Origin of the sequence: Psychrobacillus sp. BM2, assembly GCF_048572895.1 — a bacterium.
Lineage (GTDB): Bacteria > Bacillota > Bacilli > Bacillales_A > Planococcaceae > Psychrobacillus.
On the sequence record NZ_CP183878.1, the window covers coordinates 3585545 to 3597942 of the forward strand.

Annotated in this window: 13 protein-coding genes; 5 read left to right on the forward strand and 8 right to left on the reverse strand. The window is 35.7% G+C overall.

All coding sequences use genetic code 11. The features are described from left to right. Positions 1-151 precede the first annotated feature (151 nt). Complete coding sequence (murB, locus tag ACN6MX_RS17560) at positions 152-1069, reverse strand: UDP-N-acetylmuramate dehydrogenase (RefSeq protein WP_419960101.1); 918 nt, start codon at positions 1067-1069, stop codon at positions 152-154. A gap of 78 nt (positions 1070-1147) precedes the next feature. After that, on the reverse strand, positions 1148-1453 hold the full coding sequence (locus ACN6MX_RS17565; protein WP_419962657.1) for a winged helix-turn-helix transcriptional regulator: 306 nt from the start codon (positions 1451-1453) through the stop codon (positions 1148-1150). A 251-nt stretch (positions 1454-1704) separates the two neighbouring features. Between ACN6MX_RS17565 and ACN6MX_RS17570 the strand changes: the two genes are divergently transcribed. From ACN6MX_RS17570 to ACN6MX_RS17585, 4 genes are all read left to right on the forward strand, one after another. Continuing rightward, the gene (locus tag ACN6MX_RS17570; RefSeq protein WP_419960102.1) at positions 1705-2232 is read left to right on the forward strand and encodes a YceI family protein; all 528 of its coding nucleotides are present in this window, start codon (positions 1705-1707) and stop codon (positions 2230-2232) included. A gap of 157 nt (positions 2233-2389) precedes the next feature. Next, positions 2390-2686, forward strand: a complete 297-nt coding sequence (locus ACN6MX_RS17575; RefSeq protein WP_419960103.1) for a hypothetical protein — start codon at positions 2390-2392, stop codon at positions 2684-2686. Between the two features lie 645 nt (positions 2687-3331). Further along, positions 3332-4621 carry a helix-turn-helix domain-containing protein gene (locus tag ACN6MX_RS17580; protein WP_419960104.1) on the forward strand — a complete coding sequence of 430 codons (1290 nt, stop codon included), beginning with the start codon at positions 3332-3334 and terminating at the stop codon, positions 4619-4621. Further along, on the forward strand, positions 4618-4740 hold the full coding sequence (locus tag ACN6MX_RS17585; protein WP_419960105.1) for a hypothetical protein: 123 nt from the start codon (positions 4618-4620) through the stop codon (positions 4738-4740). Before ACN6MX_RS17580 ends, ACN6MX_RS17585 begins: the two co-directional genes overlap by 4 nt. A gap of 81 nt (positions 4741-4821) precedes the next feature. Here ACN6MX_RS17585 and ACN6MX_RS17590 read toward each other — a convergent pair whose 3' ends face one another. The 5 genes from ACN6MX_RS17590 to ACN6MX_RS17610 form a co-directional block, all read right to left on the reverse strand. Next, a complete protein-coding gene (locus tag ACN6MX_RS17590) occupies positions 4822-5127 on the reverse strand; it encodes a DUF4288 domain-containing protein (protein ID WP_419960106.1) in 306 nt (101 codons plus the stop codon). A 199-nt stretch (positions 5128-5326) separates the two neighbouring features. Next, positions 5327-7018 (reverse strand): ABC transporter ATP-binding protein, encoded by a 1692-nt coding sequence (locus ACN6MX_RS17595; protein ID WP_419962658.1) that lies wholly within the window; start codon positions 7016-7018, stop codon positions 5327-5329. A 118-nt stretch (positions 7019-7136) separates the two neighbouring features. Next, a complete protein-coding gene (locus ACN6MX_RS17600; protein ID WP_419960107.1) occupies positions 7137-8879 on the reverse strand; it encodes an ABC transporter ATP-binding protein in 1743 nt (580 codons plus the stop codon). Between the two features lie 13 nt (positions 8880-8892). Continuing rightward, positions 8893-9354, reverse strand: a complete 462-nt coding sequence (locus ACN6MX_RS17605) for a PadR family transcriptional regulator (RefSeq protein WP_419960108.1) — start codon at positions 9352-9354, stop codon at positions 8893-8895. A gap of 135 nt (positions 9355-9489) precedes the next feature. After that, positions 9490-11022 (reverse strand): FAD-dependent oxidoreductase, encoded by a 1533-nt coding sequence (locus tag ACN6MX_RS17610; protein ID WP_419960109.1) that lies wholly within the window; start codon positions 11020-11022, stop codon positions 9490-9492. A gap of 97 nt (positions 11023-11119) precedes the next feature. Here ACN6MX_RS17610 and ACN6MX_RS17615 point away from each other — a divergent pair, with 97 nt between their 5' ends. Then, positions 11120-11473, forward strand: a complete 354-nt coding sequence (locus ACN6MX_RS17615) for a DUF2500 domain-containing protein (RefSeq protein ID WP_419960110.1) — start codon at positions 11120-11122, stop codon at positions 11471-11473. Positions 11474-11547: 74 nt separating this feature from the next. Here the strand turns inward: ACN6MX_RS17615 and ACN6MX_RS17620 are convergent, their stop codons facing one another. After that, the gene (locus ACN6MX_RS17620; RefSeq protein ID WP_419960111.1) at positions 11548-12195 is read right to left on the reverse strand and encodes a DsbA family oxidoreductase; all 648 of its coding nucleotides are present in this window, start codon (positions 12193-12195) and stop codon (positions 11548-11550) included. Positions 12196-12398: the final 203 nt, after the last annotated feature.

The following is a 12398-nucleotide window of genomic DNA, read 5'->3' on the forward strand; positions in this document are numbered from 1 at the left end:
CCATTACTCTCGCATAGCTAGCCATCTTTCTCGTATACAAAAAGCTCTCTCGTTTAGCATTGAATCACTCTCGCATGGAACCAGTTCTCTCTCACATAGAAATATAAAAAAAAGACCCATGAATAATTATATTCATAGGTCTAGGCTTGTATTAGTCTATATTTTCTCCAACAATTTTTACTTCTAGCTCTAGCTCGACGCCAAAGTTTTCTTTTACTGTTTCTTTGACCATTTCAATCGTACTAATATAATCGGTTGCAGTAGCATTATTTTTATTGACGATAAAGCCGGCATGCTTAGTGGACACCTCTGCACCACCAAAGCCTTTACCCTGCAAGCCACTGTCTTGAATAAGCTTTCCTGCAAAATATCCTGGTGGCCGTTTGAATACACTACCTGCAGAAGGGTATTCTAACGGTTGTTTCGATTCTCTTTGAAAAGTAAGATCTGCAATTTTTGCATCGATCTGTTCTTGGTTTCCTTTTTCCAATAAAAACTCTGTTGATAATACATAGTAACCTTGCTTCGTAATAATACTTTTTCGATACCCTAACTCTAACTGCTCTTTTGAAAGAACAAGCTTTTCTCCAGCCGGAGTTAGCACTGTACATTGCACAATTACATCTTGGATTTCTCCACCATATGCTCCTGCATTCATCGCCATTGCCCCACCAATAGAACCGGGAATACCACAGGCAAACTCTAAGCCTGTTAGAGATTCTTGTGCTGCCGCCTTTGATACATCAATAATATCAGCACCGCTCTCGGCAATCACACGGTTACCATCAATTATGATCTTGTTTAAATTTTCCAGTCGCAGTACAATTCCTCGTACTCCACCATCACGAACGACCATATTTGACCCGTTTCCAAGTAGTAATAGCGGTATATTATGTTCATATGCATATTGAACGACAAAGGCTGCCTCGTCTTGAGTAGTAGGTGTAACAAATAAATCCGCCTTACCGCCCATTTTTGTTACTGTGTGCAAATTCAATGCTTCATCTATTTTAATATTCGCTGGATTTAATTTTTCATTTAAACTTTGAACCCATTTTTGTTTATTCAAAAGAGACAATCCTTTCTACATTAACCTGTTACCCTTACATAGTATGCATTTTCACTCATAATATATCAAGCGAAAATGCTATAACCATTCTTTAGACCAAGTCTCAATTCCACCAACTACTTCTTTTAGCGCAAGACCCTTTTCCGTTAAGTTATATTCTACCCGTATAGGTACCTCTGAAAAGACAGTTCTTTCCACTATTCCCTCTTTTTCAAGTTCCTTTAAACGTTCCGATAACAAGCGACCACTTATAGGAAGTGATGACTCGATTTCATTAAATCGTTTTGCTCCATCTATTAGTTGATATACGATTAGCGCAGTCCATCTTTTTCCTAGCAACTCCATTGCCTTTGATAAACGTGGACATAATAACATTTCTTTCATCTGATTCACCTCTATTACTTCCTATTATATTCTTTTCTGCTCCGTTTGTAAAATTAAAGTAATTTAATTACTTGACGTAACCTATATATTAATCTATATTTAGTTACATAAAGTAACTGCATGTTTACCTTTTTAAATAAACAGGTAAAGTAAATTATGGTTTTATTATATTATTTTGAAATAAAAACTCTTGATTTCGAAATAATATTGTTTTATACTAAAAAAAAACAATCCTTAGGAGGAATTAAACAATGACAAAATTTAATCTTGACGCAGCACATTCTACTATCGACTTTTCTGTAAAACACATGATGGTTTCAAAAGTAAAAGGTTCATTCACTAATTTCACAGCAGACTTAGATGGTAATGCTGAAGATTTAACAGGTGCTACAATTAGCTTTGACATTGACGTAAAATCAATTAACTCAAACAACGAAGACCGCGATAACCACTTGCGTTCTGGAGATTTCTTTGATATAGAAACTTACCCAAGCATCAAATTTGTTGCAACTGATATTAAGAAAAAAGACGATGGTGAATATGACGTAACTGGTGATCTTACGATTAAAGACGTTACAAAACCAGTAACATTTGACGTTGAATATGGTGGTAAAGGTACTAATCCATGGGGCCAAGAAGTAGTAGCTTTCTCTGCTGATACAAAAGTAAACCGTAAAGAGTTTGGTTTAACTTGGAACCAAGCATTAGAAACTGGTGGCGTTCTAGTTGGCGAAGACATTAAAATCACTGTTGAACTTGAATTAAACCCAGCCGGGTAATCTAGACATGGTTACATGAAGCTATCCTTAAATTTAAGGATAGCTTTTTTTAATTGCCTATATTCCTAACAGATAAGTCTATTCGTTTTTCTGACTTTTGAAACTATTTTTTCAGAATATCGTATATACTATATAATATAGATTTGGAGGGATATAAATGGAAGAATTACTAGGAATAGGTCTCGGTTTCGTAGCAATAGTTCTGACTTTTTCAATACCACTTTCAGCAATTTGGACCAACCATTTACGAAAATCACAAAAAGTACGTGCTCAAATTGTTAAGGATGAAATTGAACTAGAAAAACTTCGATACAACAGTTTTTTAGTGGAAACAGAAAAAATGCGACTTGATCTTCAATCAAAGCAAGCAAGTTTAATAGAAACTGCAGATCCCGTAATTTTAGATTTACAGAAGCGGTCGATAAATGAAGCACAAGCTATATCTTCTAGATAGAATCATCGTGCCAAATTTCTACACGATTGAATTAATGCAATAAAATAGATTATTGTTCATTTTCGCACAGATGGCAACATTTTTCACATCTTTCCCAAAAAGCAGTTGGAGCAACAGATTCTATTTGGATGCTGAAGCAGTAGAACTTGAAGCACCAAAACCTGCTACAATTATCATGCGATTAAATATTTTTCTTGGAGCAAGGGAAAATCACAGGAAATGGCACACATAAAGAACTTCTTGCACAACACGATCTTTATAAAGATTTTACACATGGACAAGGATTATCGTGAAATAGAAACTCCAATGAGTTCGGTCTTTAGACTTCGTTCATAGGAGTTTTTATGTTAAAAACGTATAAGCCTCTACTTCTCGAATTCCTCGACAATTCTGTTCTATCATAACGGAATATTTAAACTAACCTAAAGTATAATATCTGAGTTAATTCTGTGAAGACACTGTGCTTTTCAATATTATAATCTTCACCTGTGAAAGTTTCTTGTGAAAAACGTCAATTTTCAGCCCTTTTTAATGCTTGCTTTCATTATGAAAGCTTTCTATGTTTTTATATCTACAATATGGTATCTTATTTATATAATTGGATTTGTTTTCCTATTCGTTGGCTTAGGAAGGGGTATAGATTAGATGAACCTAGGGCAATTAATCAAGTTAGAGCGGCAGAGACAGAATATAAAGCAAGAGGCTTTGGCTACCGGTATTTGTGTTCCCTCTTACTTGAGCAGAATTGAAAATGGATTAGTCATTCCAAGCGAAGATATAAAACATCATATTCTAATGAGGTTAAATATTTCGTTAGACTCTTTAAATAGCAGTCAAAATGATAAAAAAATGGTTCATTTTAAAATACAGTTCAAACAAGTTTTAAATTCTCGAGATAAAGGGTTGGCTAAAAAGCTTCTTTCCGAAATTCATGTTTATATCGAGAAGTATCCATTAGATAGAGAACGGCTAACGCTACTTTTATTAGAAGCTCGCTTGCTGCTTATGTTACCAGAGGAATTGGATGTGACAAGTAACATCCATATACTAGAAGAATTTAAGAAAGAAATGACGATTGAACAGTTATTTTACCTTTATACGATTCAAGGTATTACTGCCTATCAAGATAATCAGTTTATCCTAGCCTCTCAGATTTTTAAGGAAGTTTTTCAATTGATAAAAGGCTACCGTATGGAAGACTGGGAGATGGCAGAGTTAAATTACATATCTAGTCTGTCTCTTTTATCAGAATCCCGATATATTCTTTCTATAGATTATGCAAAGGAAGCGATTTCTTATTTCAATCAAGAAATTTTAATCGAACGGTCAATTGAGTGTTTAATAATACTTGGTATTGCACAAAAGCATATTGGTCTCTTAAACGAGGCACTCGCAACTTTTGAAAGGGCTAGAGATATCAATGCAAAAATACATTCAAGTGAGTTCAATGGAATGATTGAGCATAATTTAGGCTCTTGCTACTCGATGAAAAGAGATTCTCTTCAAGCATTGCAACACTTTTTTTATAGTTTAGAGACGAAACATAATCCTGATGATAAAATTGTGACTATTTTAGCTATTTTGAAGGAATATCACAAGAATGGGGATATGCAGAATGCATTAATATGGTTGCAAAAGGGGGTAGAGACTACCGAACATTTATCCAACACCAAAAAGGATCATTATTCAAATCATTTCTCTATATATAAAGCGATATTACTAGAAGAAAAACAAGAACTTATCTCCATTTTTAAAAAAGCATTGGACTATTTCGGAGGAAAACAAGATTATAAAAACTGTATGATTTATTGCCATGTATTAGCTAAGCGATTAGCTGGTACTAAACAATATAAACAAGCATCAATTTATTACGAATTAGGATTCCAATATCATTTAAAACATTCAAACGTATTTAGTTGGGAGGAATTGTCATGAAAAAAGTTATATTTGCAGTTCTATTATGTTTCGTCCTATTCACACTTCCAGTCAGAAGTTCAACCCATTTAGGAGAAGATGAGAAACCTAAAATTACTTCTATAGACCAATTTGTTTAATAGCCGAAAGAGTACAAAATCCAATCTAGTATTTTGTACTCTTTTTCACCTCCAAAAGGATGTACTTGCCACTAAGACCTTCTATTCAATCGTCACTTCTTCATCCACAATAATATGCTGGCTATATACCTCTACAAACTCTAAGGTTTCCTCAATATCATCGACCAATTCAAAGACGTCGAGAATCATTACGAGCTTTATCGTCGTTTCTTCTCCAAAAATGTTTTTATAGGTGACATCTTTATAATGAGCCTTTACTAATGGATCCACATCCTCTATTTTTGCAGCGCGTATGATATTAATAGTCTCTTCATAGATTTTGTTAGACAGGGTATCGGATAGAGAAATATGTTCGAATAATAATTTAACTGAAAAAATTTTATACATTCTGCTCACCTCTTACTTATAACTGTATTATGTGAGCACTTGGAATGCTATATATTTCATGTGTGAAAGTGTCACTGGAAATATAGATTTAAAACGCTATTTTTGTTCTTACTTTACGAGAAATAAAAAACCTGCAAATGCCTTTCCACAAGGTCATTTGCAAGTCTTCATCCTCATTCACGCAAACATAATTAGTGTTTTAAATATTAAACTGACTTTCATATAGTTCGAAGTAAAAACCTTGTTGTTGCAGTAGTTCTTTATGTGTTCCCATCTCGATTAATTTCCCTTGATGAATGACTAAGATTTTATCTGCGTTTTCAATCGTTTTTAACCGATGGGCTATGACAAAACTTGTACGTCCTTCCGATAGACGATTTAGGCCTTGCTGGATGTCTATCTCTGTTTTTGTATCGATACTGGAAGTTGCTTCATCTAAAATCAATATATCTGATTCCGCTAAAATGGCACGAGCAATCGCTAATAATTGACGCTGTCCCTGACTCAAATTGGAGCCATTTCCAGTAATCTGTGTATCATATTTATCAGGTAAATGCTTGATGAATCGATGAGCAGATGCCAGTTTAGCTGCTTCAATTACTTCCTCATCACTAGCCTCAAGTCTACCGTATCGAATATTTTCCAAAATGGAGCCTGAAAATAGGAAGGTATCTTGTAAGACAATACCAATTTTTTCTCGAAGCTTACTTATTTGATAATCCCTAATTGATATCCCATCGATTTCAATATCCCCAGAGTCTACCTCATAAAATCGCATAAGCAAATTAATAATTGTTGTTTTTCCTGAGCCTGTCGGACCTACTAAAGCAATCTTTTCTCCTGCTTTGGCCTCAAAGCTAATATCCTTCAAAATGGTTTTTCCGGTCTCATAAGAAAAGTGAACGTTGGAAAATGTAACGTCTCCTTTTAAATTATTTACTGTAACTGCACTCTTCTGATCTTGAAGGTCGGGAGTTTCATCCATTATTTCAAATACTCGCTCAGCTCCTGCTATAGCAGATTGGAAGGTATTTAATAAGGTTGAAAGCTGATTAATGGGTCTAAAGAATTGTCTGGAATAATTAACAAATGATGCAATTACACCGATAGTTGCTAACTCTTGTACAGTCATTACAGCCCCAATTCCAATAATTAATGCAAGACCTAAATTGTTGATAAAGTTGTTGATAGGTCCTAGAAATCCCGATACAGTATCAGCAGCGGTTGCGGACCTACGAAGTCGTTCATTTACAATCGAGAACTTGTTGAAATTCTTTTCTTCTTGCCCAAAAAGGGTAATTACTTCATTTCCTGAAATGGTCTCTTCTACAAAACCGTTTAGCTCGCCTAGATCACGTTGTCTTTTGATAAAGTTACTACTACTATAAGTAATAATCTTTTTCGTTGTGATAATAACTAATGGAACTACTAGCAGTGACACCATAGCCAATACCCAGTTAAGCATAAGCATCGCTATCGTTACACCAGTCACCATCATTACAGTAGAAATTATTTGAATCACACTTTGGCTTAATGCATTATTCAAACTCTCAATATCATTCGTAACACGACTCATAAGGTCTCCATGCGTACGTTTATCGAAAAACCGCAAAGACAAAGTTTGAAATTTTTCATATAAATCTTGACGTAGTGATTTAATTGTTTTTAAGGACACTCGAACCATTAAAAAATTCTGTAACCAAGTAAATGCAGCTGCTGCTATATACACAATTGCTAGTATTACTAAAAAGCGTAGTGTTCCGTCCATATCCTTTGGAATTATATACTCATCTATGGTGACACCAATCATATATGGAACTAACAAGTTTAATAGAGTAGAAATTATAACCAATATAATCGACACTACAATAGCAATTTTTTGCTTCTCCATATATCGCCAAATTCGTTTTATTGTTCCTTTTTTATCTTTCGCTTTCTCTACTGGTCCACCAAATCCTCTTTGCCCTCTTGCACGACCTATTGCATTAGAGGCAGGTTGAACTGAAGCTTTACTCATAGGAAAGGACCCCCTTTCCACTTTGCGTTGCATAAATACTGCGATAAATTCCACTCGATTCAAGTAGCTCTTCATGTGTACCACTTGCTACAATCATTCCATCTTCCATTACAAGAATTCGGTCGGCATTTATAATGGAAGAGACTTTGGATGATACGATGAATACAGTTGTATCCGATAGATACTGTCCAAGTGCTTGTTGTACCTGAACTTCAGATAGTGCATCTATTGCAGAAGTCGAATCATCTAAAACTAATATTTTTGGTTGACGGATGAATGCGCGAGTCATTGATAATCGCTGCTTTTGGCCACCAGACAGATTTGTAGCCCCCTGCATAAGCTCGTGCGTAAACTGCCCATCTACTTTCTCGATAAACTCACTTGCGGCTGCTGAGTTAGCTGCTTTTTTCATATCCTCTAAAGTGGCTTCTTCTTTTCCGAAGCGTATATTTTCCTCTATCGATCCTGCAAATAACGTTGCCTTTTGAGGTACAAATCCGATTAATCCTCTTAACTTCTCAATAGAATACTCTTTTATATTTATCCCATTGATTAATACCTCTCCTAAATCGGGGTCATACAATCTAGGAAGAAGTTTGATAAGTGTTGACTTCCCACTTCCTGTTGACCCTATAATTCCAATCGTTTCTCCACTATTCACATGGAAGGAAATATCCTTTAATACATATTCTCCATTTTTACTATAGCTAAAGTGAACCGATTTAAACTCTACCTCGCCCTTGATATCATTGTCCGATACAGATTTTACGGGATCAGTTATATCAATTTTTGTTTCTAAAACCTGTTGTATTCGACCTGCAGAAGTGAACGACTTCGTAATTTGCATTAATACATGACTACTAGATACCAATCCGTTCATAATAATAGTTAAATAGTTGATAAATGCTAGAATAACACCAACTTGCAGTGTTCCCTCATTTACTTTTATAGCACCCATCCACATTCCAATGACTACTCCAATATTAACTATAAATAGCATAACCGGCATAAGTGTAAGAATCACTTGTTCCGCTGACATATTACGTTTTGTTAACTGTTCATTTACACTTTTAAAGCCTTTTATCTCATAATCTTGTCTATCAAATGCTTTAATCACACGTATACCTGCAAAAGTTTCTTGAAGCTTCGTATTCACTTTGTCCATAGCCTTTTGTACTTTCGCAAATAATTTACCTGTTTTATAGGAGAAAAAATAGATTAAAACTATTAAGATAGGAATGACGACCAATAACACAGGGAATAGCTCTCTAGCTGTAAACCAAACAATCGCAACTGCTCCTAAAAATAAAAGCGGTCCTCTTACAAAAACACGAAGTGTCATCATAAGTGCCTGTTGGACAGCCGTGATATCATTTGTCACAATCGTTATTAATTTCCCTACACCAATATTGTCCATATTGTTACTAGAAAACCGTTCTGTCATTTTGAATACATCTCTTCGAATATCAGCGGCAAAATTTACAGCTGCTCTAGTACTATATATCGTACAACCCGCTCCACCTATCAGCCCGATGACTGCGGTTACAAGCATTAACACACCAAGCTTAACGACATAAGCAGTATCATTATTAGCAATACCATCATCAATAATATGTTGCATGATGGTCGGTGATAATAAATCCATCGCCACTTCAATACACATAAAAATTGGTGCTAAAATAGCAAAAAGCATATATGGTTTAACATAAGGAAGTAGTTTCCAAAAGGATTTCATAAAATCTCACTCCCTAGTAGTTCTCTGTCTGTAATCGTTCTGTTATTTCTTTCATGAAAGCAATAAGTTTTGGTGAATTCTCGGGAGCACTTCTGGTCTGTTTTATCGCCTTTCTAAGCTCATCCTCCCACAAATCAATTATCTCCTTTAAATAAATAGCTTCTTCAGATTTTTGCCAAATCCACCGAGCCTCCCAATTGCTCCAAAATGATCCCTCTTTACGATTTGCAAAATCTAGCAATCGGCTTTTCCCCTTTTCTTGAATGCTATAAGTTTTTTTATCGGATGAAGGTTCGAGTTTTATCATTTCTTGCTCCAACAATTCTTGAAGTGCAGGGTATACTGTTCCAGCACTCGCAGAATAATGTCCTCCCGACCTAATTTCTAGCTCCTTCATTATTTGGTATCCATGCATCGATGCTTCCTCCAATAGATGCAATATTGCCATTTGTACAAATCCTCTCCGTCTTTTCATATAAACCAACTCCTTTATATATCGGTAATTTTAATCGATATATCGATTAAAAACAATAATAAAGGAGTTACCCAATATTATTTAGGTAACTCCTTTGAGATAAAACTATTAGGAAATGGTATATTCTAATTACTATTAGTCGACATGTTCAACTTTTTCTAATGGTTCAAATGCAGGTCCTTCTAAGACATCTCCCTTATAACTAAATCTTGAACCGTGACACGGGCAATCCCATGAACTTTCCGCATTGTTAAAGGAAACATTACAGCCCATATGTGAACAAGCAGGTTTAACAAGATATACATTTCCTTGTTCGTCCTTATAAGCTCCTACCTTCTTACCATCCATCATTATTATATCTCCACTACCGGATTGTATATCTTCTAGCTTCAAATCTACCAGTTCTGTTTTTCCTTTAACTAGTTCTTTTGCAACGCTTGCATTGGTTTTTGCGAAGCTTGTTATATCTTCTTTTTTCAGTTTAGAGCGGGAAGGGTTATAAAGTTCTATATAGCGGTTTTCCCTTTCCAATACAAGATCAGTCATGATTTTTGCGGCAACCGTACTGTTGGTCATTCCCCATTTTGCATACCCCGTTGCCACTAATACATCTGACTTTCCTGCAGTCATCGGACCGACATATGGCAGCTGATCCAAAGTGACTAGATCCTGAGCAGACCAGCGATAATTATAACTTTTTACCTTAAATTGTTCTCGACCGAAAGCTGCGAGAGTTTCATAATTTTCATTTGTATCGCCTTCAAATCGTCCAGTTACATGGCCTTCTCCGCCTAGTAGCAAATACCTTTGTCCATCACTACCTAAAGCGGTTCTTATAGATCTTGTCGGTTTCTCTACATTTATATACATACCCTTTGGATAATTGGTGGGGGCAATGGAAGCAAGTGCATAGGAACGTTCCGAATGCATTCGTGCAAAGTATAATCCATCTCCATCATTAAATGGAAAATGACTGCATACTAATATTTTGTTTGCACGAATTAGCTGGCCATCCATCAGTTCTACTGTATTCGATTTCACCGTTTTAGCACGAGATTCCTCAAAAAATTCTACGCCATTTTCAATTGCTTTTTCCATCAATGCCTTTGCATATTTTATCGGATGAAACTGACCTTGGTCTTCTAATTTAAGAGCTTGCTTTACTGTAAAGGTAAGTCCGGTATCCTTCGTCAAAGTTGCTCCTTCTATGCCAAGAGTGTTATAAGCCTCCATTTCCTTTTCCACTTTTTCTATACCAACCTCGGTATCTGCATAAATATAGGCAGGCATCGTTTCGTAGTCACAGTGGATTCCTAGTTGTTCTATCGTCTGTTTCATAAATTCTTTGGCTTCCGTATTCGCATCAAAGTATAATCGAGCGTTTTCTTCTCCAAAGGTAGAGATTAATTGTTGATAAATAGGACCATGTTGAACGGTCACCTTAGCAGTTGTAAATCCAGTAGTCCCTTCCAATATCCTACTACCCTCTACTACAATCACCTTTCGACCGCTACTACTTAGCAAATACGCCGCGGTAATTCCTGTTAGACCAGCACCTACAATGACAATATCTGTTTCGATATTATCGTTTATTCTAGGGAATAGTGGAAGGTCATTTGTTGCTCTCCAGTAGGATTTAGATTCCTTGGGCAAAATATGTTCTGACAATGTATTTCCTCCTTTTTCTACAGTGTCTATCTATTAATGAAACTTTATTCATTTTTTTGCGTATAACAGAAAAACAGTTTTAGTTAGGAGTATGAACATGGATAGTTTCGGGTTCTTTTTTGCAGGGTTTCCTATATTTTTTGTGTTAATATTTTTATTGATTTTTGGGCTTATTATTTTTACGATTATTAAGAGTTTAACGCAGTGGAATAAGAACAATAACTCCCCTAAGTTATCCGTACCCGCACAGGTGGTAACTAAACGCTCTAAAACGAGTGGTGGTGCAGGTGACAGCTCGGCATCCACCTCCTACTATGTTACTTTTCAATTTGATAGTGGCGATCGTTTGGAATTGCGTCTTAGTGGCTCCGATTATGGAATGCTTGCAGAGGATGATTTAGGTGTACTCACTTTTCAAGGCACTAGATATCACTCATTTGAAAGAAAATAAAAACGTGCATGCTCAATTTGAGCTGCACGTTTTTGTGTTGAATACTAATTTATACCTTTTAATTTCACATTAATTTAAGCCTGTAATCCTTCTTCTTCCGCCACTTTTTGTAGTGCTCCTACAAATGTTTCCGTAGGTTGAGCTCCTGAAATAGCATACTTGTCGTTTATGACAAAGAAAGGTACCCCACGGACTCCGATTTGTCCTGCTTTGGCAATGTCTATACGTACATCTGCTAAATATTCTTTGGAGTTTAGGACTCTTTCTGCCTCTTCTCTTGACAGTTCAAGCGATTCGATTAAACCTAGCAATACTTCATTGTTTCCAATTTCTTTTCCTTCGATAAAGTAAGCATGCAATAATAACTCATTTGCCTCTTTTGCTTTACCTTGTGCAGATGCCCATTTTACTAATCGATGCGCATCTAAAGTGTTAGCAGGCTTCATAGCTTCAAAGTTATATTCGAGACCAACTGTTTTTGCTTGTTCTACTACTCCGTGTGTCATCGTTTTTGCAGCTTCCACGGTTGAGCCGTACTTTTCTGCTAGCACTTCGTACATCGTTTTATTTGATTGCTTTGGTGTATGTGGGTCTAATTCAAAGCTTTTAAATTCTACTTGAGCTTGTGAATCAAAACCGGTTTGTTCTAATGCTTCTTCTAATCGTCTTTTCCCAATATAACAAAAAGGACATACAAAATCGGACCAAACTTCAATTTTCATTTTCATCATCACCTCTTCTACATTGTAATTGGATTAAATCTTGAATTCAAAATTACTGCTTGCTAGTTACACTTTTTGCTGTTAGTAATAATTTCATCATTATATGAGGAGAATCACTTCATAAATAGACTGAGACATATTTCTCGTTGGATAAATATTCCTTTTCGCAAGTAACGAAAAACTAAAGCAAGTATTTCCACCCT